Source organism: Pedobacter sp. TM02, assembly GCF_059705275.1.
Genome location: NZ_AP046530.1, coordinates 1,890,421 through 1,914,765, shown reverse-complemented (window position 1 = coordinate 1,914,765; position 24,345 = coordinate 1,890,421). Strand labels below are relative to the sequence as shown.

The 24,345-nt window shown below is 47.2% G+C and carries 11 protein-coding genes; all 11 read right to left on the bottom strand.

The window, feature by feature from the left end:
• Positions 1-229: 229 nt before the first annotated feature.
• The 11 genes from bglX to AC6H1S_RS07935 all read right to left on the bottom strand — a co-directional run bounded on the left by bglX (position 230) and on the right by AC6H1S_RS07935 (position 24,343).
• Positions 230-2,452: a beta-glucosidase BglX gene (gene bglX / locus AC6H1S_RS07985; RefSeq protein WP_497565801.1), complete on the bottom strand. Its 2,223-nt coding sequence runs from the start codon at positions 2,450-2,452 to the stop codon at positions 230-232.
• A 173-nt stretch (positions 2,453-2,625) separates the two neighbouring features.
• Complete coding sequence (locus AC6H1S_RS07980) at positions 2,626-3,858, bottom strand: endo-1,4-beta-xylanase (RefSeq protein WP_497565800.1); 1,233 nt, start codon at positions 3,856-3,858, stop codon at positions 2,626-2,628.
• Between the two features lie 86 nt (positions 3,859-3,944).
• Positions 3,945-5,012: an endo-1,4-beta-xylanase gene (locus AC6H1S_RS07975; RefSeq protein WP_497565799.1), complete on the bottom strand. Its 1,068-nt coding sequence runs from the start codon at positions 5,010-5,012 to the stop codon at positions 3,945-3,947.
• An 18-nt stretch (positions 5,013-5,030) separates the two neighbouring features.
• Entirely contained in the window at positions 5,031-6,626 is a 1,596-nt protein-coding gene (locus AC6H1S_RS07970) for a hypothetical protein (protein ID WP_497565798.1), read from the bottom strand.
• 1 nt (position 6,627) lies between these two features.
• On the bottom strand, positions 6,628-8,382 hold the full coding sequence (locus AC6H1S_RS07965; protein ID WP_497565797.1) for a glycoside hydrolase family 2 protein: 1,755 nt from the start codon (positions 8,380-8,382) through the stop codon (positions 6,628-6,630).
• Between the two features lie 92 nt (positions 8,383-8,474).
• Complete coding sequence (locus tag AC6H1S_RS07960) at positions 8,475-10,190, bottom strand: RagB/SusD family nutrient uptake outer membrane protein (RefSeq protein ID WP_497565796.1); 1,716 nt, start codon at positions 10,188-10,190, stop codon at positions 8,475-8,477.
• A 21-nt stretch (positions 10,191-10,211) separates the two neighbouring features.
• Complete coding sequence (locus AC6H1S_RS07955) at positions 10,212-13,259, bottom strand: SusC/RagA family TonB-linked outer membrane protein (RefSeq protein ID WP_497565795.1); 3,048 nt, start codon at positions 13,257-13,259, stop codon at positions 10,212-10,214.
• 31 nt (positions 13,260-13,290) lie between these two features.
• The gene (locus AC6H1S_RS07950) at positions 13,291-15,021 is read right to left on the bottom strand and encodes a RagB/SusD family nutrient uptake outer membrane protein (protein WP_497565794.1); all 1,731 of its coding nucleotides are present in this window, start codon (positions 15,019-15,021) and stop codon (positions 13,291-13,293) included.
• Between the two features lie 10 nt (positions 15,022-15,031).
• A complete protein-coding gene (locus AC6H1S_RS07945; RefSeq protein ID WP_497565793.1) occupies positions 15,032-18,160 on the bottom strand; it encodes a SusC/RagA family TonB-linked outer membrane protein in 3,129 nt (1,042 codons plus the stop codon).
• 761 nt (positions 18,161-18,921) lie between these two features.
• On the bottom strand, positions 18,922-23,076 hold the full coding sequence (locus AC6H1S_RS07940; protein WP_497565792.1) for a hybrid sensor histidine kinase/response regulator transcription factor: 4,155 nt from the start codon (positions 23,074-23,076) through the stop codon (positions 18,922-18,924).
• A gap of 85 nt (positions 23,077-23,161) precedes the next feature.
• A complete protein-coding gene (locus AC6H1S_RS07935; RefSeq protein ID WP_497565791.1) occupies positions 23,162-24,343 on the bottom strand; it encodes a glycoside hydrolase family 88 protein in 1,182 nt (393 codons plus the stop codon).
• Positions 24,344-24,345 lie beyond the last annotated feature (2 nt).

Here is a 24,345-nt window from a genome sequence, read left to right as displayed (position 1 = left end):
ATAGCCAATAATACTGAATTAAAAAATCGACCAATAACAATTGGCCGAAAATAGTTACGGAAACGTTAGCGTAAATTTGGTTCGTTGGCTCGTTGATTGATTTATTAGCTGGTTGGCTGATTACACTTGCGCATGATTTGTCATTCCGAGTGCAACAAGGAATCTATCTCGAGAATAGATACTTCGCTTGCTCAGCATGACAAATCTCAACGTTAAGGAGAATTAAATACTATTTCAGCTCAAAGTTGTTCTCCAGCTTAATGTTATCAGACGAACCGCCGATCATTACTTTGAAATCGCCGGGTTCGGTTGTCCAGCCTTGTTTTTCCTTGAAGAATGCCAATTTCTCTGGCGTTAAAGTGAAAGTCAGCTGCTTGCTTTCGCCTGGGCTCAATTTCACTTTAACAAAATCCTTCAATTCCTTAACCGGCCGGGCTAAGGAAGCAAACTTGTCTTGGATATACAACTGCGCCACTTCTTCGCCTGCTGTTTTACCGGTATTGGTTAAGGTAAAGGTTAATTGCAAGGTCTCTCCTTTTTGAATGGCTGGTTTCGACAGTTTCAAATTGCTGTACGCAAAAGTGGTATAGCTCAAGCCATAGCCAAAGGCGAAACGTGGATCGTTTGGCGAATCGATATAGGCCGATTTGTATCGGATATCGGTTGGTTTGGTTACCGGGCGACCTGTGTTCAAGTGGTTATAGAAAATCGGGATTTGCCCTACATTTCTTGGAAAGCTGATCGGCAATTTACCCGAAGGGTTGAAATCGCCCACCAATACATCGGCGATGGCGTTACCCCCTTGGTCGCCCAAAAACCAGGCATAAACCACGGCATCGGCTTTATCGGCAATGCTGTTGAAAATCAACGGACGACCAGCCATCAATACCACAATTACCGGTTTGCCAGTGGCTTTTACGGCGTTGAACAACTCTTCCTGGCGACCAGGCAAACCAATATCGGTGCGCGATTTGGATTCGCCACTCATGTCTCCTGATTCGCCCAAAACCATCACCACTACATCGGCGTTCTTAGCCGTGCTAACAGCTGCATCAAACCCTGCAGTACTAGTTTGGTCTATCGAGGTTCCTTCGGCATAAGTAAATTTGGCATGGCCCAATTTGCTTTTCAATCCTTCGTAAACGCTTACAATATTAGCTGTGTCGGCATAAACGGTCCAGCTGCCAGCCTGGTCCTTTTTGGCATGTACCAATGGTCCGATCAGGGCCACGTTTTTCACGTCTTTTTGCAAAGGCAAGGTATTCGCTTCGTTTTTCAACAACACAATCGATTTTTGAGCCGCCATCCTGGCTACTTCCTTGTATTTAGGATCGTTCATTACCTTGGCTTCACGTTTTTCGTCAGAGAATTTGTAAGGGTTATCAAACAAGCCCAATTCGAACTTTTTATACAGTATTCTTCTAACGGCATCGTCAACCCATTTGATGTCTACCTTGCCACTTTTCACCAGTTTCTCCAGTTCTTTTTTGTAGGCTTCGCTTTCCATGTCCATATCGCTGCCTGCGGTGATGGCTTTTTCGGCTGCTTCGCTAAGGTTTTTGGCAAATCCCCAAGGCATCATTTCCCCAATCGAGCCCCAGTCGCTTACCACAAAACCTTTGTAGCCCCATTGGCCTTTCAAAATATCGCGTTGCAAATAAGCATTTCCGGTGGCAGGAACGCCATTTATGGTGTTAAACGAGTTCATAAAAGTGGCTACTTTGGCATCGGCTGCTGCTTTAAACGGAGGCAGGTAGACCTCGTTCAGCAGTTGCTCGCTCATGTCAACGGGGTTGTAATCCCTGCCGGCCATTCCGGCGCCGTAGGCTGCAAAATGTTTGGCACAGGCCATAATGGCATCAACGCCACCGAGTTTTTCGCCCTGAAAGCCTAAAACACGTGCCCTGGCAATGGCAGCACCCAAGTAGGTATCTTCGCCAGCACCTTCCATTACGCGCCCCCAGCGCGGATCTCGCGCAATATCAACCATGGGCGCAAAAGTCCAGTGGATACCCGAAGCGGCGGCTTCCTCGGCAGCTACGTGTGCCGTAGCCCTGATGGCCTCCATATCCCATGATGCCGATTCGGCCAAAGGGATCGGAAACACGGTTTTGTAGCCGTGGATGACATCTAAACTAAACAGCAAAGGAATTTTTAAACGCGACTGCAAGGCAACGGCCTGGATTTCGCGGGTATCTTTTACCCCTTTTACGTTGAGCATAGAGCCCACCATGCCCGTTTTAATATCGTTGAGCAGGTAATTTTTTCTGTCGCTCGATGGGCCGGTTACTTCCCTGCCCGAGTATTGATTTAATTGGCCTACCTTTTCGGTTAAGGTCATGAGTTTCATTAAAGAATCAACCCTTTGGTCGATGGTTTTGCGCTGCTGCGCCTGGGTTAGCGGCATAAGCCCGAAAATACAGAGTACGGAAAGGCTAAAAAATTTATTCATTTGTTTGGTCATTAAGCAAACCTCATCGGTTTGTTGTTTAAAAATTAGGGATTAGGTATTTTAACAATAAAAGCACGAGCATTATGCTCGCGCCAATTTTGCTAAAATAGTGGTAAATCTGTTTTCTTTCAAATGAAGTGCCCCATCATTACCACTACAAGCATAAATTTTTATCAAGGCAAGAGTCCATCCCTCAAATTCCAAAAAGCCTGCTTCTTGGCATACGAAGTATCGAAAATTGTGGCTGCGGCATTCACGCCCCAAGCCGAATCGGCATCGCCGATGTTCCAAAGCGTAATGCCCCAGCGCTGCCCTACCGGAACAATTTCCTGATAAGCCTTGGCGATGTTGTAATACAAAGATTTCTGCAGATTTTGGCGGTTGGTTAAATCGCCTGCAGGTACGCTGGTTTCGCTTGGCCCTAAAAGGGAAATATCCAGCTCGGCAATATGTACATACAAACCGGTTTCTTTCATCTTTTGGATGGCAGCCTTGATATTGCTCAAAGGCGTATTGTACCTCACGTGCATTTGTAACCCCACCCCATTGATGATCGGATCGCCTCCCTCGGTCATTGTTTTCAGCTGCATCACCTTGTTGTAGATGGCGTTGAGCTTGGCGGTACTGTACTCATGGCCATAATCGTTGTAAAACAATTTCAGTTTCCAGTTTTGGTTGGCCCTGGCTGCCAAACGCGCATACCTGAAAGCTTTTTCGATGTAGATTTCGCCCATGTAGCGCTTCCAAATGCTGCCAATGTCATTGCCCGATGCGTCTAAGTTAAGGTTCCCCCTTAAGGTGCCGTCATCGTAAAAGGCTTCGTTTACGACGTCCCAAGAAGTGAGCAAGGGCAAAGCCGGACTACCTGCTTTGTAATTGTTGCTGTAAAAGGCTACCGTTTTATCGATATGTCTTTTCATGATGGCGTTCAGCGTATCGGCCCGTGCCGCAACCGGCGTATTGGTTTCGACGTCTTTTACCCAATTGGGCAAGGCGCGATGCCAAACCAAGGCGTGTCCGTGGATGCGCTTTTCGCCAAAATCCTTGGCCAGGTTAAGAACTTTCTCGTTCTTTTCTTCAATCCCATTGCCTAAAATACCGAAATCCCAAGTATACTTGGCTGGATTCAAGCTGTTCATTTTCATGTCGTTTTCTGCCGTAATGCTGTTGTAATGCAGTTTCGCCAAGTTTGTGTAGGTGGTGTTGCCAAACTTGTTCGAATTGATGGCCGCCCCAACAATGATATCGGGATTAACTTCTTGCAGCACGTCGCTTACGGTTACTGCGTTGCCGGCCATGGTTGTGTTGGGCTTGGCAAGCACGGGTTCGGTTAGCGGTGCTTTTTCTTTGGTACATGCACTGAGCGATACGCCCAATAGCATGGTGTAAACGGTTACTTTGTTCATGTTATATTTGGTTTTGATTAAGTAACGTTTGTTGCTGTGCAAACCGGGATTTGTACGGCAAAATTCATTGGTTCTTCGCAAGCGTCCTACTTCACACCATCCAAAATACCTTGGTAGGCCGCTTTTCTTTGGTAGTTGCGGTCGAAAGGCAGGGGCCAATCGGGTCTGTTGTACTCCACAGGGATCCAGCTGTCGCCATCGGTTACATTCCAAATGGTAATGCCGAACTGCTGCGCCTTTGGAATAGCGTAGTACATTTTTACGATAGACTTATACTTCGCTGCCTGCTGGTCTGCCAAGCTGGCAGTGTAGGTTAGCGACTGGTTATTATCGGGATTTAGCGCGATATCCAGCTCCGAAATATGCACCTTTAAGCCGGTTGCAACAGCTGAAGTAATAGCTGCACTGATATTTGCATCCGTCTGATTATAACGTGTATGCATCTGCAATCCTAAACCATCAATAGGGATGCCTCTGGTCTTGAGGCTCGTCACCAAATTTAATATGGCAGTGCGCTTGGCTGTGCTGTATTCGTGGCCATAATCGTTGTAAAAGAGCAGTGCATCAGGATCGGCTTGACGCGCGTATTGAAAAGCACGGGCAATATAATCCGTCCCTAGTTTTTGCACCCAAATGCTGTTGCGGTAAGTTCCATCGTCTTCAAAGGCTTCGTTCACTACATCCCAAGAAGCTACCTTGCCTTTGAAGTGGCCAACCACGGTTTGGATGTGCGTTTTCAAGAGGTTTTCCCAAGCCTGTGTATCGCCCTGAAAATTGGTTACCCAAGTTGGCAACGACTTGTACCAGTTTAACGTATGGCCATGGATGCGTTTGCCGTTGGCCTGCGCCAAAGCCACGATCTCATCGGCATCTGTCCAGTTGTAGGTGTTCTCTGCCGGGTGAAGCGTGCCGAATTTCATGGCATTCTCGGCGGTGACACTGCTAAATTCCTTCACCACCAATGCTTTGTAGGAAGCATTGCTTCGCAATAACGATGCGTTAACCGCCGCGCCAAAGGGAAACGGCATGTCCTTTAAGGTAACCGAATTGCTTGGTGGCGTCGTTACCGGATCGGGCATCAAGGTGGTGTGGTCCATATTGGCACAGCCCAGCAAACTGGCAAGGACTAATGCGGCGAATAGTTTTTTGGTCATATTTGGTTTTTTGGTTGGCTATTTCTTCCGGTCGAAGAAATCGGCCAATGGGTACATTTGAAAATTCAGTTCTTTCATTTTAGCGACTAAAGGCTTGTACAATTGATAGTTATTGTCGACAATGCCTTTGTTGGCGTTGGTATTGGAAGGTTCTGCGCCTTTTTGTGTAGGATCGTTGTCCATGTACTTAAACCAGTGCCAGCCTACGCAGTTCTTCGATTCAATTAAACCTAAAACGAAGTTCTGGTAAAAGAAGCCCCTATCCTGCTGGGTTTTAACTATCCAACCGGCACCTGCGGTGTTGCCCAGGCCCGAATCGTCGGCTTTAACATACCACTCGGTGATTAAAAAAGGCTTGCCCGACCAATTGGCCCAGTCTCTCATTTGAGGCTGTTCTGGCGTCCAGGCGTTGTAATAGTTCATGGAAATGGCATCTACATATTTGCCGGCGGCTTTCCATAGCTCGGCCAATTTGCCTTGCGCACCATGGAATCTGCAACCCAGGTACATGTGGTTGGGGTCGTATTTTTTGATGGCTTTTGAGACCATGGCGAAATAGCGATCAGCCACCAGCTGCAGAAACTCCAAGCGGTTGGCATCGGTGAGCTGATCGGCTTTGATGCCTTTCTCGTCGATCCATTTTTTGGCTGCCAAATAACCCGGATCTTCCTGGTTCTTTAAGGTCAGGTAGCCGTCCAGGTTTTTGATTCCCAAAGGCATTTCGTTGTCAGAGAAGTAGCCAAACAAGTTGGGATCATTCTTGTTTTCGGCCAGTTTTTTGGCATGCTGGTCGCAAAATGCCTCGAAAGCCGGATCAAACACAAAAATCACATTGTTTGGATAGGCTTTATGGCCCGGCACCTGATAGGTCCCTCCCCTTTTATCGCCGTAGGCACTCATGAAATCGAGGTTGACGGTGTAAGCCAAAGGCTTGGTCTTTTGCAACGGAGACTGCACAATTAATTTGGTGTTTGACCAGGCGCCACTGCCATTAAAACCGTTTTCGTGCAAGAGGTTTTGGGTTTTGTTCATCCACTGGCTTTCGTTGCCGAATTCTTTGGCCAAGGCCGCTTTGTTGCGATCAGAAGTACCCATGCTTACAGCATTTACCGCATTGTGGAAGAACAGGTGTCCGGCAGGATCAACAGCCCACCAGCGACCATCTATCTTTTGTACGTGATAAAAGCCTGTAGCCTTAGCCTTGCGGTCTAAGCGGCCACCGTACACATCGGTTTTTACACTTTGAGCTTTAAATCCGCTCAAGCTGGCTAAAGTTCTTGTAGCAAATGGTTTATATGGCGTAAAAGAAGCATTATCCTTCGAGTTGTTCAGCACCTTTCTGGTTTCTACCTGCAACTTAAAATCGAGACTGTCTTGCGCCATAGCCTTGGCCGAGATAGCCAGCAGGGCGATAACGATCACAAGGTAAGCAGTGAGGCGGTCGGCGTTGAGTACAGCGCGTAGTGCATATAGCGTATAGCGTTTTAAGGTTGAGGGCTGAAGGCTGAAGGTAGCAGGTGTTTGCCATACTGCGTATCGCGTATTGCGTATTGCGATTGGCGTTTTAGCAGCATCCGAACTTGGTATGTTTTGTGTCTTTGTGGTTAAACTCATCTTATTGGTATTTTAACTGCATTTGATCGTAAAATGACTTCAGGATATAGAATGCCTTTTTCTTCTTTCCGGTTTCTGAAATGAGGCCTTTGCGGTTCCAGAAATTTTGGTAAACAGGGTGTTGCCTTCTTGGCGACCTGAAATCAGCCAATATCCATGGGGTCATTCCTCTTAGGCCATCTATTTTGCCCAGCAAAGCGACTTGGTTGCGGTAAAGGGCTTCCTGGTATTCCTCGCTCCAACGGGTATCTTCGTCGGCATGGAAACCCGCCAAGGCATCGCCACCAAACTCGGTAATTACCACGGGCTTGTTGTATTTGATGTTGAAGTTGTAGCGTAGGATTTCTTTTGGCGTGCCACCCCAATACCAGCCCGCATATTCGTTAAAGCTTACCAAATCGATCTTCTCGCCCAGCGGGTCATTCAAAATAATGGTATTGCCTTCGCGGTGCACCTCCAAGGCGGCGGCTACCAAACGGGTATCGTCTAACGAACGGGCGGTAGTAGCCAGGTTGCCCATAAACTGATGTCGAGGTTCACTTAAAGGGGTTTCGTTGCCTATAGACCAGACAATTACACTGGCGCGATTTTTATCCCTCACGATCAAATCGGTGAGTTGCTGCTTGGCATTGGCATAGGTAGCGGGATTGGTCCACGATATGGTCCAATACACCGGTACTTCGGCCCATACCAGCAAACCCATTTCATCGGCCAAACGGATCATTTCTTCGTTATGCGGATAGTGGGCCAAGCGCACGTAGTTGCAGTTGAGTTCTTTGGCCCATTGCAGCATCATGTGCATATCGCCTTCGCCACGCAACCTACCCGCCAATAAAGGATTTTCATCGTGCAGGGAAATGCCACGCAGGAAAATAGACTTGCCGTTGAGCAATACATTGTTGCCATTGGTTTCGATACGCCTGAAACCGATTTTATCGCTGATTTTTTCTACGGCCGTGCTGAGCTCTACCTGATAAAGCTTCGGGTTCTCGGGCGACCATAAGGTTAAATTTTTGTAGGGAATCTTTACTTCGGCCCTGCCCTGTGCATCGGTAACAACTACGGCGCTAATCTTCAACTCGGCGATATTTACCGTTACTTTTTGGCCAGGGGTACTGTCAGATAGCTGCACATAACCTGCCAATACATTTTCTTTCGCCTTTGGCAACTGAATTTTATAGTCGGCTACGTATGTTTTAGGCAATTCGGCCAAAAACACGTCGCGGGTAATGCCTCCGTAGTTCCACCAATCGGTGTTGATGGTCGGAATTTCGTCGGGCTTACGGGTATTATCCACTTTCAGCACAATAGAATTGGTACCATCTTTCAATTTGCCGGTCACTTCGAACTGGAAAGGTGTAAATCCACCCTTATGGATGCCTAGTTTCTTGCCGTTTAAATAAACATGGGCCTCATAGTTTACCGCTGCGAAATACACAAAATAGCGTTTGTCGCTTGCCGGTTTGGCGTCGAATTTTCTCCTTAGCCAAACCGAACCCTCGTACAGCTCTAGTTTTTCGGCCTGCGAATTCCAGTCGCCAGGGATGTTCATGGCCGGAGAATGATCGAAATCGTACTCCAACAGCTCCGATTTGTCTTTCGGCAAGCGGTCGTCGTAAAAGCCTCCAGTACCAGAAGCCGACTGATCAAATGGTTCATGTCGGTAATCATAAAACCCATTTTCATAAGGATCTATGATGTAGTTCCATTTGCCGTTGAGGCTTTGCAGCTTTCTGGCCTGGATATTTTGTATCAAATTTTGAGCGTGGCTTTGGCTTGAACAAAAGAGGATTGCGATAAATAGTGCCCAGTAATTTAGTTTTAACATGTTTTTGGTTTTAGTTTTTATTAATAACCTTGATTTTGGCCCAAGGCAGGCGCTCTGTTTAAGTTGCTTTGCGAAATAGGATACAGGTAGTTTTTAGCTGAGAACACCCGGTTTTCGACCGTAAAGCGCTCGTAGCTGAAAGTGCCGTTCGTGGCGTTTCTGGTGATCCTCATACCGGTAACGGGCTTGTTGAAAAACTCTTCGCCTTTGTTCCATCTGCGCACATCGAAAAAGCGATGGCCTTCGAAACACAGCTCTACCCTACGCTCGTTTTGGATGCGTAGGCGCATGGCTTCCTTGGTGGCTGGCACATAGCCGTTGCCCGCTGCGTTAGTGCTTTGTAGCGCAGGCAAGGCCACTCCAGTGCGTTGTCTCACCATGTTGATGTAGGTGTATACTGCGGGAACCGGGCCTTGTGCTTCGTTTAAGGCTTCGGCGTAGTTGAGCAATACCTCCGCGTAGCGGAAAATAACCCATGGCCTTCTTGACAATGTATTAGACTGTTGGTTCCAGGTAACGGCATCATTAAAGAACTTGCGCATGTAATACCCCGTTTTGGTGGCGTTCACATTGGCGCCAATACCGTCTTTGCCACCAATGTAGGTATCAACGGTTTTCGGGCTTTTATACACCACGCCGTTGCAGAAAATGGTAAAGGCCAAGCGGTTATCGCGGTTGGTATAGGGCGCATTGGCATTGTAACCTGAAGCAGCATCGGTAATTGGCCTACCGGTAGTGCGCATTTCGAAGGCATCGACCAGCTCTTGGGTGGGATTGGTACGACCCAGAGCGCCATCATAGCTGATCGGGGCATTGTTTTGCTCAATATCGTTGCGATTTGGCGTTTGGGTTTCGAAAATCACTTCGTTGTTGTAGGGATTGGCGCCAAACAAGAAAGGATTACGGTAATCGCTTAACAAAGAGTGCACGTTTTTATCGATCAAAGCTTTAGCGGCATCGGCGGCTTTTTGCCATTTGGTTAAATCGTTGGTGGGATTGTACTGCGGACTGGCGGCATACAGGAATAGCCTTGCTTTTAGAGCCATCGCCGCGGTTTGCGTAGCCCGGCCTCTTTGTGCCGACGACCAGGTTTGTGTCCACAAGGGCAAGCGTGCGATAGCCGAATCGCAGTCTAAAGCGATTTGATCTACACATTCCTGAAAGGTATTTCTCGGCAGGTTGAGGTTTTCGTTTCTATCGAACACTTTGGTGGCCAACACAATACGGCCGTAACGCGCTAACAATTCGAAATGGAAATAAGCCCTCAAGAAAAAGGCTTGTCCTTTTAGGCGGTTGATTTGCGCCTGCAAGGTCTGATCGGCCGCGGTTGGCGAGGTCAGTTCGGAAGGTTGCGAAGTGATGCCGCTGGTTTGCACGTTGGCCATAAACAGGTTCACGATGCGCAGGCCTTCGTACAAGCTGCCGTACATGTCATCCACGGTTCTTACCGGGCTCCAGGTGCCGTTGTTAAAGGTATTGATGCTCGAGTTGAGGTTGGAATTGACCGCCTCGTCGCTTCCCGAAGCCTGCATGGCTCCATTGCCGTCTAAATTAAAGCGGTCGGGTACCGCGAAATAAGCGTTGTTCAAGATGCCACGGGCATAGTTGTCGTTGGCCCAGGTTTCTTGCGAAGTGATCGGGCCTTCGGCCAGCGAACCGTCCTGCAAAAAGTCTTTACAGCCCGCAAACAAGGCGGTACCGATCAATAAGGCGGCTGCAATTTTTAATGTCTTCATACTTTATGTTTTAAAGTCGATTTAAAATTTAACGTTTAGGCCCAGTGCATAAGAGCGCAAATAAGGGTAAGAGTTGATGTAGCCCGATTCTGGAATCTCAGGATCGATCGGCAAATCGCCCAGCTTATCGAAAGTGAGCAAGTTGAAGCCGCTGACATAGAACCTGATCGACTGCAGCTTGATCTTCTTCACGAAAGAAGAGTTTAAGGTGTAGCCGATTTCGGCATGCTTGAGCCTTAAGTAATCGCCAGAACGGATCCAGTAGTCGGATACCTGGGTATTGTTGCCCCTATCGGCCAAGGCCAAGCGCGGGTATTTTGCGGTGGCAGCGGTTTCAGGCGTCCAACGGTCAACGCTAAACTGGTTGATGTAGCCCGTGTTAGACGAACCTTGGTTCACCAAAGAACTGATTTGGATGCTTCGTCCATGCGTACCTTGAAACAACACCGACAAATCGAAGCCTTTGTAGCTTACCGAAGCCCCAAAACCGTAATAATCGGTAGGAACGTTGCTGTAGTCCATCTGTACAAAATCGAAATTATCGATCACGCCATCGCCATTGATGTCTTTGTAGCGGATATCGCCGGGCTTAACCGTTCCCGAAAAGCGCTGTACCGGTGCCGCGTCGATTTCTGCCTGGTTTTGGAACAAGCCCTGCGAAATGAGGAACCTGCGGTTAAAATCACTTCCATTTACCACTCCACTGATGGGGAAGCCGATTTCCCTTTGGTAGGCTGGCAAGCCCGGTTCCTGGTTTAAACGGATGATGTTGCTTTTTACATGGGTATAGTTGCCATACACGTTCAAATTGAAGTCACCCAGCTTTTTGTTGAAGTTCAACGAGGTTTCGAAACCTTTGTATTCGGCTTCGCCATCGTTAACCTGACCGCTGCTTTGGCCGATAATGGCTGGCAATAAGGAATTGGTCAGTAATTTGGTCCTGTTTTCGTGGAAGTAATCGGCTGACACAGAAATCATTTGCTTGAAAAGCTTAAAGTCAACACCTACATCGGCTTTTTTGGCTCTTTCCCAAGTCAAATCAGGGTTGGCCAGTTCGGCTTCGGTGGTATTGACACTTGCCGTATAGCCTGTACCAAACAAATAGCCGGTACCGCCACGGTTGTAATAGGTGTTGAACATGAACCTCCTGCTGGTGCTGATGGCATCGTTGCCTACTAAACCATAAGAAGCTCTAACTTTTAGATAATCCAAAAACTTGGCGTTTTTAAGGAACGATTCGTCAGAAGCGATCCATCCGGCCGAAACTGCAGGGAAGAAACCGCTTCTCTTGCCCGGCATGAAGGTTTCTGAAGCCGCCAAGGTTCCAATCAGGTCCACAAAATAGCGTTGCTTAAAGCCGTAGGAAATACGGTTTGACCATTGTTCTCTCCTATCCAAAAGCGATCCCGGGGTAGCTACTACGCCACGCATCACGCGTGATGAAACATTGAAGGCATGGTTGCCAAAAGTACGGTCGTAATCCAATCCGCCCCAAAACTCGTTGCGCCTTACGTTGCCGTTAAAATCAGAAGCGGCGTAATCCAAAATGGCTTTGGTACCAAAACGGGCATAACTGGCCGTGGTTGGATTATATTCGTAAACCTCGTAGTTCTGTGTAAAACCTGAAGTGTACAAACTGGTTACATCGTATGAATAGAAGGCATTTAACGATAGGCCTTTGGTGATGAAATTTAATTGTTGCTTGGCGCTTACATTGGCTAAGAGGGTCCGGGTTAAATCGGTAATGTTGCCTCTCGATTCCAACATGGCCTTTGGATTGCTCCTGAACAAGGAGGTACCGCCATAGCTGCCATCGGCATTTAGAATAGGAAACGCGTTTGATGGCGTGCCGAAAATGGTCGACAAGAAGTTGCCATTGCCATCGCGCGGGTAGCGGATGCTTGCCGAACGTCCGCCTACATCAAGGCTGACGTCTAAAGTCTTGTTCACGTGAATATCCAGATTTGTACGGAAGTTGATGCGCTGAAAATTGGTATTGGCATCGTAGCTGGGGTTGCTGGCGCCTTTGTACAATCCTGATTGATCATAAAAGCTGAACATGGTGAAGTACCTGGCGAAAGCATTGCCGCCACTTACCGTACCTACGTAACGCTGCACAGGCGAAGCATTTTTCATAAATTCTTTCACCAAATTGTTGTTGGGATAGAGCTGTGGGTTTGAATTATCGCGGTAAGCCTGCAATACCGAAGCGCTGTACAAAGGCGCAATGCCACTGTTGGCCTGTGCTTCGTTGTAAAGCGTGGCATAGCTGTACGAATCCAGCGGGCGGGTTATATTTACCGGGGTTTGCAAGCCGCCCTGTGCATCGAAAGTTACTTTGGTACTGGTGGCGCTGCCTCTTTTGGTACGCACATAGATGACGCCATTGCTGCCGCTCATGCCATACCAGGCCAAAGAAGCGGCGTCTTTCAATACGCTGATGCTTTCGATTTCCAACAGATCCATGTCAACGAAATCGCGCTCTACGCCATCCACCAATACCAATGGTGCCTGACCATTGTTGTACGACGAACGGCCGCGAACCAAAAAGCTGGCATCGTCTGTACCCGGTCTGGTGCCCGTTTGCTGAATGTACAATCCCGCCAAACGGCCCGAAAGTGTGTTGTTTAACGTAGACAAAGGCAACTGGGGCAATTCGCTTACGTTTACGGTGCTGATGGTAGCACTCACCTGGCGTTTTTTTCTGACACCAAAAGGAATAAATACGTCGTCGTTGTTATCGGCTTCGATTAAGGCTGGCGTAAGCGTAATGGTTGCTTTGCTTACCTCGCTGGCCGATTTGCTGACGATGAGGTAGCCCGGCATCTGGAAGATGATCTGGTCGTTGGTACTGGCTTCAAACGAGAAGGTACCATCGGCAGCCGTCAAATTGCCGCTCTTTTTTTCTTGAATGAGAATGCTTACCCCTGCTATAGGTGCATTTTTATCATCAACCACCTTGCCCGACACGGTAATGGTCTGGTTAGGGGTTTGCGCCCACAGCTGTCCTATCCCTAAGGTTAAAATCAACAGGAGGCAACTTATATAGCTGAATTTTGTGAAGTTCATATCGGTTAATTTTGATCGTTAATGTTAATTTTTACCATCCCGGATTTTGAATAAGAATGTTGTTGCTCTTATTGATCTCTGTGCGAGGGATAGGATAACGATGCATGTGGTCTAAGAAAACCTTCTGAAACGTATTGGGCAGCAATACTTTGTTATAGGTGAAAGTTCCGTTGGCATTTTTGAGGATGTTCATGCCATAAACAGGCTGTGCCACGATTTCCGGACCAGCTTTCCAGCGCATGATGTCGTACCAGCGGTGGTCTTCGAAAGCCAGCTCAACGGCCCTTTCGTTGCGGATGCGCGCACGCATCTGCTCTTGGGTTAGGCCTGCAGGCAAATCGGGCATATCTACCCTTTCGGCAACAGGTACCGAAGCCACGCCACGACCCCTGCTCCTGATTTGGTTAATGGCCGCATAAACGCTGGCATCAGGACCGACAGCTTCGTTTTGCGCTTCGGCGTAGTTGAGCAATACTTCGGCATAGCGGAAATACACAAAGTTCAACAAAGCCGTTCCGGCCACGTTTCTGATGTAAGGCTCTGGCCAATATTTGCGGCAATAGTATCTGGTAGCCGTATAAATCGGGTTGGTTGCGTTCCAGTCGCGGCTGTAGGTAATGACTTTCTGTCCACTTGAATTGGTGGTTTCGGTGTACCACATTTCGAGCTTGCGACCTTGCCAGGTTTGGTCGTTGTACAATACGTTGAAGCCCAAACGTGGATCGCGGTTGGCATAAGGTGCCTGCGGATTGTAGCCCGAAGTTGGATCGGTAATGGCCTTTCCGTTTTTCATTTCGTACAAATCCACGTGGTTTTGGGTAGGATTCATCGAACCCGAAATGGCGCCCGATCCCGGCGACTGTGCAAAATCGACGATCTTATTCTCAGAGTTGGCTCTTGGCCCCCTGATTTTGATCATGATGTATTCTGGCGATTCGGCTACGTTCAAAATATCGCTGTAGGTATTCTGCAAGGTATATTTGTTCATATCCATCACCGATTTTGCGGCGGCGGCCGCCGCTGCCCATTTGCTCAAATCATTGCTTTCGTTGTTCAGCTTGCTGGCGGCATACAATAAAGCCCTTGCCCTTAAGGCTTTGGCAGCGCCTATGGTGGCACGGCCGTAGTTGGCATTGTCATAATCCTCCGGCAGGTTGGCTTCTGCATTGTCTAAATCGGCCAAAATCAGGTTTAGGCATTGCTGATAGGTATTCCTCGGAATATCTAAGTTCTCGTTAACGCCGTAGGCACGTTCGATTAAAGGCACACCGCCAAAGCGTTTGATCAGTTCGAAGTACAAAAATGCCCTGATAAAGTGCATTTCGCCTTCTATCCTTTTAGGCGATTGTACAGCCGTCCAAGGCACGTTTGGCAATTTGGCGAGCATCACGTTGGTGACCCTGATGCCTGCGTAGGCTCTGGCCCATATATCGCGGATATCGTTAATGGCGGCCACACGATCTGAATGGTCGTGGAACAAGCCTTGGTTCAAATACCTGATCGAGCTGTTCGACGTACCCGAAACGGCTTCGTCTGAGGCTTGTGAGCTGGCACCGCGGTGCGTATCAAAACGCACATAATCGTCAACCAGATAGGTATAGGCCTTGTCGGCAAACTGTGCCGACAAAATAGGATCGGCAAATACCGCCTCTTCCGATAGCGCCACACCCGGCGTACGTTCTAAAAAGTCTTTTTTACAGGCCGAAAGCAACGACACTGCCACCAAGACAAATACGGTTAATGTATATTTTAATATTTTCATGTCTGTAAGCTTATAGTGAAAGGTTAAGGCCGATATTGTAAACCTTTGAGGAAGGATAAAGCGATTGCTTGCTGAAATTGGTCACCGATGTATTGATGTTCTCCGGATCGTAATACATCTTAAACTTGGTCCAGGTATACAGGTTTTGACCATTCAAGAACAACCTCAACCCGTTTAACCGCAAAGCTTTTACCCAACGATCGGGTACCGTCCACGAGAACTCGGCATTACGGATTTTAAGGTAAGCTGCATTTTGCAAGGTAAAGTCGTTGAGGCTGTAGTTTGGAGAAGTTACGCCTCTCGAATGCAGCGCTGGCCATGTAGCCGTAGCTGCCGTAGCTGGTGTCCACCTATCCAACATGAACTCGTACATCTGCGAGCCGTTGTTGTTTTCAGCCAAAATCAAATCGGAACTTACGTTGGCTACGCCTTGGAACAAGATCGACAACGAGAAGCCTTTCCACGATACGCGAGGCGAGAAGCTGTAAATGTATTCGGGGTTTCTTGAGTAGCCGATGGCCGTTCTGTCGTCGTTGTTGATTACGCCATCGCCATTGATGTCAACAAATTTCAAATCGCCGGGCACTACGGCACCCAATTGGTTAACCGGCCAGGCATTGATATCGGCCTGCGAATTATAGAAACCTGCGGTTTTGAAGCCAAAGTACTGGCCTACCCTTTTGCCTTGCTGCTTTTGGTACTCGGGCGCATACAAAGGTTCATCTCTATTGACGATTCTGTTGCGCGAGAAACTCATTTGCGCGTTCAGGCCTACCGATACGTTGCCCATTTTGCGCTCGTAATCAAGTTCCACTTCATAACCCTTGTTATAAACCTCGCCGATATTTAGGCGTGGATAAGTTAAGCCAAACATGGTAAAGCCCGAGCCTCTTTGTGTTAAGATGTCTTTTCGGGTTTCATCAAACAAATCGACGTTGAATTTTAACGCGCTGTTGAACAGCCTGCTCTCAAAGCCGATGTTTCTTTTGATTCCGGTTTCCCAAGTTACCAGCGGATTTCCCGGCAGGCCATTCAATACATCGACCGTGCTGTAGTTTACCAACGAAGTTGGCAAGCCAAACTGGATACCGCCACTGGTTACTGCATAATCGGTTAGGTAAAGAAAACGCGAGTCGAGTTGGTCATTACCCACTTTACCATAACTGCCCCTTATTTTCAGGAAATTGATGACCTTGTTGTCTTTCAGGAAATTTTCGCGGTGCAGGTTCCATCCGGCCGAAACCGCTGGAAAGAAACCGTAGCGAAGTCCAGGCGCAAAGTTTTCCGATCCGTTATAGGCAGAAGTAAATTCGGCATAATATCTTTCGTCGTAGTTATAGCCTAACCTGTTGACCAAGCCTTGCGCAGCCCTTGGTGGCGATGTTCTGGCTGTACCGCCTTCCACATTCACCAGCCTGCGAGTAAACAAGGCCAAAGCCGTAACGTTGTGCTTGTTAAAGCTGCGCTGGTAATTGAAGCCCGATTGCAATTCGAAAACGATATTGCCGCCGCTGAACGAATTTAAGGTGCCCAAAGGCTCGTCGCGGGGCTTATCGGCCTCTAAAGTAATTACACCCGTTCTTCTGTCGTATTTGTAAGCCGCCCAATTGGCGTTACGCTCGGTATTGCTGGTGAAGTAAGAATCGTAGGCAAAAGTGGTTTTAAACGAGAGGCCTTTGGTGAGCCAATCCATTTTGTAATTGACGTTAAAGGTACTTTCAATGGTATTGTTATCGTCGTTACGGGTACCATAGCGCGAAATTACCGCCAGCGGGTTCCAAACGTTGGTGCCTACGGCCGAATTTTGGGCAATACGTCCATCGGGCAAGGTTACCGGAAAGGCAAAATTTGGCGTTTGCAAGGCCCTCGAAATCATCCCTTCGAAGTTGTTGTAAGGGAAGCCATCAGAGCGCAAACCCGCTGGCGTATAAATTCTTTCCAACCGGCCACCCAACCTGATGCCCACGGTCAAATCCTTGCTTAAATTAATGTCTAAGTTAGACCTGAAATTGTAGCGGTTAAAGTTGGGGGTAGTATTGATGCCAAAAGGCGAATAGAACTTTTTGAAAATTCCGTCTTGGTACAAGTAACCCGCCGATACATAATATTTAATGACCTTGGTACCGCCGCTTACGTTCACGTTGTGCTGGGTTTGGCCATAGTAATCCTTGGTCAAGTAATCCAGCCAGTTCACATCTGGATAGCCCAGCGGATCGGAATGGTCCTTGAATTTCTGCAATTCGTCCTGCCCCCAGGTTTCGGTTAAGCCATCGTTTCGGTTGGCTTCGTTAATCAGGAAGGCATTGTCGTACGAATTGAGCGTTTTTGGCAAACCAGTAAAGCTTTGCAGGCTGTAGTTGCCGCTATAGCTCACCCTTGGCCTGCCCTCCTTGCCGCCTTTGGTGGTGACCACAATAACACCGTTGGCACCGCGGATACCATAAACAGCCGTTGAGGCCGCATCTTTTAAGATACTGATGTTTTCGATTTCGTTGGGGTCGATATTGCCAAACTCTGGTCGTTCAACGCCGTCAACAATAATGATAGCGCCAGAGCTGTTGTAGGTAGAAATACCGCGGATATTGATATTGGCCGCATCGCGTCCCGGCTGCCCGCCCTGTTGTACGGCGGTTAAGCCCGTTACCTTGCCCACCAAGCTGTTGGTAACGTTAGAGGTTGGCGATTTTAAAATCTCCTTGCTGTCTAAAGTAACTACCGCACTGGTAATGTCAGATCGCTTTTGCGTGCCATAGGCCACTACCACTACCTCTTCTAAATCGGTTTTGGCTTCGGCCAGACTCACGTTTTGCGTAGCGCCCGTTACGGTAATCTCCTGCTGGGTAAAACCGATGTAGGCAAAAATCAAGGTCACCGGTCCGGCAGGCGCGCTGATGCTGTACTTGCCATCGCCGTTGGTAATTGCCACGGTTTGGCTTCCTTTTATTTTTACCGATACTCCTGGAATAGGCAGCCCTTGGCCCTTATCGGTTACGGTACCTGTAATGGTTCTGTTTTGGGCATAGGTACGCTGTGCAAAAAAGCAACAGGCCATAGCTATTAATAGCACATAGCCTATTTGCCTTGCCTTGTGCGGGGCAATTTGCAAATACCTACTTTTTAATTCGTAGAATAGTTTCATTCAATTTGGATTAATTATTTGGTTAATTTATTGTTGGTGCATCGCAAAAACCCTTGCCATCGCTGTCTTAGGCCTGGGTTAAATCGTTTGGATTTTGGAAGGCTGAAAATATGGTTTCCTGATGATTTATGCGAAATGCTGTACACTTGGCTTGAGATAGCCTACAAAGATTCGTCCCTGGTTCATAACGTTTGATATTTGGTTTGAACAAATATGTAGACAAGCCCCAGCAAACAGGGGGTAAATTCTTCCCTAATTAGGGGTAAAATTGGGCTAGAGGGTGTTGGAAACTGGAAGGCTGCAAGGTTGGAAGGCAGGAAGGTTGTGGCTGATGCAGAGTTGCTGGAAGGTTTAAGGTTGAAATGTTGCAAAGTTTGAAGGTTTTAAAGTTGTAGCTAATGCAACGTTATAAGTTTTTTAAGCACAAGCCTTGTTACTTCGCCATGCGGCCTCCAAAGCTTTGGAAGCAAAGACAAAATGGAGCTTTGCAGCAACTTTCATGCTGAACAGCACAAGCAAGGGCGCAGCAGTGTTGCAGCAACGTTAATGAAGCACTTAGCCTACACACGGCTTGGCCTTGCGCCATCGAGCGGAGGTTTAGGATTTGCCACAAAGGTTTGAAGCCTTGATTCTTTGGCACTTTCTCATCAAGGAGAAAGGACCTGCCCCGCCGGCAAGGAGGCGAAAAACCACCCCACCTTTCAGGCACCCCTCCAAGGGAGGGGAATAAAACTATTGGCAAGCATGCCAGCAAGGAAAGCCTAAGTCTTGGCGTGCATCGCAATGTATTCTGATGGCGAGCAGTTATACTGCTTCTTAAACTCCTTGCTAAAGTACTTCCTATCGCTAAAGCCTACCGAAAAGGCAATCTCGGCAATGCTTAGCTGATTGTTCTCCAATAGCATCGCCGCTTTTTTGAGGCGAATAGACTTGATCAAATCGGCTACCGACAAATTGGTAAGCGCCTGTATTTTTTTGTACAAAACGGTTTTGCTCATGCCTACCTCCTGCACAATTTTGGCAACGTCGAATTCGGGATCGTCGAGGTGCTGTTCGATGATGGCCATCAGTTTGCTGATAAACTTTTCATCGGGCGATACGATTTCAAGGGGTTGCGGATTGAGCAACACCTCACGCATCATCCGCTGCCGGCCCGCCTCTTTTGTAGCTAGAATATTCTTGATGTTGAGCGCCAATACCTGAATGCTAAACGGCTTCGTAATGTAGGCATCGGCACCTTTTTCCAGCCCGTTAACCTGGTGAATATACGCTGCCCTAGCAGTGAGCAACATCACCGGAATATGGTTGATCCTTTCATCGCTTTTTACGCGCCTGCAGAGCTCCAAACCGTCCATTTCGGGCATCATTACATCGCTGATGATCAGATCGGGCATGTTTTCCAAGGCTGAAGCCAAGCCATCGGCACCATTGGCGGCCTGCAAAACCTTATATTGGTCGTGAAACGATTCTTTGATAAAACTTCTCAGCTCCTGGTTATCTTCAATCACCAAAAGGGTATATTTTATAGCTTGTACTGCCGGCGTTTCGGCAGTTAAAATGGTATTGGCCTGCGATTGCAAATAATAATGTACCGGATTGTCGCTGTTCATATATTCTGGAAGCAACAAACTTTGGTCTAAATGTGCCGAACCCAAAGGTAACATAACCGTAAATATGGTTTCGGTATTGCTGCTGACTTCAATTGTACCTTTATGTAGTTCCACAATGCTTTTCGACAAGGCTAAACCAATGCCATAACCGTTATTCGAAACTTCGGCGTTGTATACCTGAAAGAACTTGTTAAATAGCTTATCAATGTTTTTCGGCGAAATGCCCTTGCCGTTATCAGTAACCGAAATACTTACCGAATCGGTCATACGCTTAATGCTGAAGCCGATCTTGCCCCCTTCTGGTGTAAACTTAAAGGCATTTGAAAGGAGATTGAACAGCACCTTCTCGAAATGGTCTTTGTCAAAATACACCATGATTTCGTTCTCCGCACAGACAAATTCGTACGCAATACGCTTGTCTTCGGCAAGGTTTTGAAACGATAGGTAGATTTCCTCGGCAAACTTCACCAAATTGCAGTTGGAAAAGGCGAGCTTCATGTGTCCGCTTTCGGCCTTCCTAAAATCCATCAGTTCGGTTACCAAGCGCATCAGCCGGTTGGCATTGTGTTGTACCTGCAATAATTGCTTGTAAAATACGGTATGTGCCCCCGAACTGAGCACCATTTTCTCCAACGGACCCAAGATCAGCGTTAAAGGGGTACGGATTTCGTGCGAAATATTGGTAAAGAAATCGATCTTCATTTGGTGCAATTCTTCCTGGCGTTCGTTTTGCAACTGCTCTAAATACAATTCGCGCTTTAAATTAGCGCGGTTTTTCAAGAAACTGTAAATGGTTCGGCCTATCAAAAACAAGATTACCGCATAAATCAAAATGGCCCACCAGGTTTGGTACCAAGGCGGCAATACTTTGATCTTGATCGTTCTTTCAAAATTGCTCCAAATGCCGTCGTTGTTGGCGGCCTTTACCTTCAGCACATAATTGCCTGGAGCCAGATTGGCAAAATTCACCACCCGTTGTTTACCAATGGGTTGCCACTCGTCGCCCGCTGGCAAACCTTCGAGCTTATAGGCATATTGGTTGTTTTCGGAATTGATGAAATTTAAAGCCGAAAATTCGATGCTCAGGTTGCTTTGATCATAAGGCACCGTAATAGACGAGGCCTGCGTAATGGATTGGCTCAAAGGCGAATTTTTCGGACTAACGGCAACCTCTTTGTTGTTGACCAAGAGGTTGGTCAACGCAACTTTGGGCCGGTAATTGTTCTTGATGATGCGGTCTGGATAAAAAATAGACAGTCCATTGATACCACCAAACACGATTTCGCCGGTTTTAAGCCTTACGCCCGCTTGTGTAGAAAACTGACTGCTGATCAGTCCATCGTTTGAGGTATAGCTTGTAATGCTTAGATTTTCCTTGGTAAAGGGCAATTTTTGGTTCTTGAAAACGAGCTTGTAGAGCCCTAAATCGGTGCTGATCCAAATGTTTTTCAGTTCGTCTTCCAAAATGGCATGGATCACGTCGTCGCCGAGGCCCAAATCCTTGCTGATGGCGTAAAAACGATCGTGCTTTTGGTCGAAATAGTTCAGTCCGCCACCTTCCGTACCTGCCCACAGCTGTTTTTTTGAATCGATAAATAGCGTGGTGATGTTGCTGTTACTGATCTGGTAGGGTTTACTGTTCTTGATTTTGCGGTAGAGCTTGGTCATTTTGCCTAGCTTGACATCATAATAATTTAGGCCGTTCTGCGTACCTACCCAAATGTTGTGCTGTTCGTCTTCCAACAAAGCCGTCACAAAATTATCGCTGATGGATTGCCCACCTTTGATGCCCACATGGGTGTCTTTTCTGAGCAGTATGGGCGACTGGCCGTCTTGCAGTACATAGCGCAAACCACCACCGTTAGTGCCGATCCAAGCCCCATTGTTATAGGGCAAAATAGAGAGGATCAGGTTTTCGCTCAGCTTGCCGTCGCGTACCGGAAACTCGTAATATTTAAATTGCTTGGTGCTTTTGTTAAAAAGGCTCAATCCATCCAAAGAACCGATCCATAAATTGCCTTTCTTGTCGTCGGCCATCGATTTGACGCCGTTGCTGGGCCGGGCATTGTTTTTGGCCCCAATGGGATAGTACGAACTGGTTCTGGCTTTCCTGTCGATATGGTTTAAGCCACCACCCGAAGTACCTACCCATAGCGAGCCGTCGTTGTCTTCCACTATACCATTCACTAAAATATGGTTCAAGCCGAGCTTATCGCCAATGCGCTCGCCAATGTTCTGAAAATTCGAATTGCCTGCGTAATAGAAATTGATCACCCCCGAGAAAGTGCCAATCCAAACACAGGCATTTTTGTCTTTCATGAGCGACCATATCGCGTCGTCGTTCAAACTGTTGTCGTTCAGCGGATCATGTCTATAATTAACGAACTTGTTGCTTTGCAGGTTAAGCGTACTCAAGCCGTTGCGGGTGGCAAACCAGATGTTGTTTTTATCGTACACCAAAATATCCTTGATCCAGTCTGACGAAATGCTGTTGGGATTGCCGGAAGAAAGGTATTTCTGCACTGCATCTGCCTGCGGACTGTATTTGAACACCCCCGAAACTTCGGTACCAAACCATAAATTACCGTCAAAATCCTGCCTGATAACCAAAATGCGGGATTTAGGCATCTCGTTCAGTCCAGCAAATACGGCAGGTAATGGAAGCGTTTTTCCGGTAGCGGGATCAAACTTTCTCAATCCTGCTTTGGTACCCGCCCAAATCTGGTTGTTACGGTCGATAAAAAGCGAGAAAATAGCACTGTTCCTGAATTCTGGATCATTCGGATCATGGGCAAGGTCTTCGAGCTTCAGGGTTTTGCGGTTCAGTTTTTTAAGGCCACCGAAAGTTCCGATCCACAAATTCTTTTGATGATCCTGTACGATGGAAGAAATATAGTTACGCCCGCCTTTTACCTCGCGTACATCGATAGCCGTAAAATTGTCGTCGTTGCGGTTGTACAGGTTTACGCCGTTGGCCGTGCCTATCCACAGGTTTTTGTCTACATCCTTAAAAAGAATGTTTACCCGATTGTTGCTCAAACTTTTCGACTGTTTTGGGTCGAAGATATAGGTTTTGAATTTATAGCCGTCGTAGCGGGTCAGGCCTTTGAGGTTGCCGAACCAGATAAAACCATCATCGTCTTGCAAAAAGCTCGATATTGGACTTTGAACCAAACCTTCCTTGTAAGAAAAATGCTTGAATTTGATGGGTAGCGATTGGGCATTTGCCAAAACAAGCGCTATGGCCCAAAGCAGCGCCAAAGAAAATATGTACCTGAAAGCCCTCAAAATTTCGTGTTGGAACACTAAATATATCCATTCTTTTTCCAAAATCAAAAAAAGAGGCCCTTTCAATCGTGCTGAAAGGGCCTACGGCAGTAAGAAAATAGGTTTACTTGTATTGGTACCCTTTGCTTCTCCACAAAGCTTCTAGGTAATAATAATCGGCATAATTGATCGGCACATCGATTTCGCTTTTGGCCGGCAAGTGTCCGGTGCTGTGCTCGAGGATAAATCCATAATTTTTGCCAATTGGCGAGCGGTAGCTATTGGTTAAGCTAGTCAGTATCTTATCGGCCAGTTCTTTGTATTTGTCGGCTTTACTGTAATTGGCTAATTCGTAGAATGCCGAAGCGGTAATGGCAGCAGCCGAAGCATCTCTAGGCGCATTTGGGATATTTGGCGCATTGTAATCCCAGTAAGGCACCAAATCCTTGTTTTGGGTTGGGTTGTTCAAAATAAACTTGGCAATAGCTTCAGCCTGTTTCAAATAAACCGGGTTTTTGGTATAGCGATAGCACAAAGTATAACCGTACAAGCCCCAAGCCTGCCCCCTAGCCCATGCCGATTCGTTGCTGTAGCCTTGTGCCGTCAGCTTGTTGCGTACGTTGCCGGTCAAGGTATCGTAATCAATCACGTGCCAAGAGCTAAAATCAGAGCGAAAATGATTTTTCATGGTGGTATTGGCATGCGAAACGGCAATTTTGTAGAAAGAAGAATCACCAGTGAATTTTGTCGCTTCAAACAACAGCTCCAAATTCATCATGTTATCGATAATTACAGGGTATTTCCACTTGTCGCCATTGTGGTCCCACGATTTGATCACACCGGCCTTGGCATTGAAACGCGTAGAAAGCGATTTAGCGGCTTGGATAATTACCTCACGGTAAGCCGGATCGCCGGTTAAGCGGTAGCCGTTGCCAAAGGGACAGAAAACCATAAAGCCCAAATCGTGCGTACCCTTGTTAAACTGTTCTTTTTTGACATCCTCTGTATATTTTTTAGCCAGTTCGAGCCATTTTTTGTCTTTGGTGTATTGATAGAAATACCACAGTTCGGCCGGAAAGAAACCACTGGTCCAATCTCTCGAAACTACCATTTTAAATTGTCCGTTTTCTACGGTTCGCGGCGAAACCTGCGCCGGTTTTATTTTTCTGGCCGAATCTACGTTCCTGATCAGTACATCAGTTTGTTTGGCTGCATCTGCAAAAGCCTTGGCTACGTTAACTTTCTGCGCTTGTACTGCCCCGCAAACCGGGATCAACAAGGCGAATAGACTAGTTTTCAACTTCATAA

What these genes read in the sequence shown, in the direction of transcription:
- bglX (WP_497565801.1), bottom strand. Translation starts at nt 2,452, where the DNA reads ATGAATAAATTTTTTAGCCTTTCCGTACTCTGTATTTTCGGGCTTATG.
- AC6H1S_RS07980 (WP_497565800.1), bottom strand. Translation starts at nt 3,858, where the DNA reads ATGAACAAAGTAACCGTTTACACCATGCTATTGGGCGTATCGCTCAGT.
- AC6H1S_RS07975 (WP_497565799.1), bottom strand. Translation starts at nt 5,012, where the DNA reads ATGACCAAAAAACTATTCGCCGCATTAGTCCTTGCCAGTTTGCTGGGC.
- AC6H1S_RS07970 (WP_497565798.1), bottom strand. Translation starts at nt 6,626, where the DNA reads ATGAGTTTAACCACAAAGACACAAAACATACCAAGTTCGGATGCTGCT.
- AC6H1S_RS07960 (WP_497565796.1), bottom strand. Translation starts at nt 10,190, where the DNA reads ATGAAGACATTAAAAATTGCAGCCGCCTTATTGATCGGTACCGCCTTG.
- AC6H1S_RS07955 (WP_497565795.1), bottom strand. Translation starts at nt 13,259, where the DNA reads ATGAACTTCACAAAATTCAGCTATATAAGTTGCCTCCTGTTGATTTTA.
- AC6H1S_RS07950 (WP_497565794.1), bottom strand. Translation starts at nt 15,021, where the DNA reads ATGAAAATATTAAAATATACATTAACCGTATTTGTCTTGGTGGCAGTG.
- AC6H1S_RS07945 (WP_497565793.1), bottom strand. Translation starts at nt 18,160, where the DNA reads ATGAAACTATTCTACGAATTAAAAAGTAGGTATTTGCAAATTGCCCCG.
- AC6H1S_RS07935 (WP_497565791.1), bottom strand. Translation starts at nt 24,343, where the DNA reads ATGAAGTTGAAAACTAGTCTATTCGCCTTGTTGATCCCGGTTTGCGGG.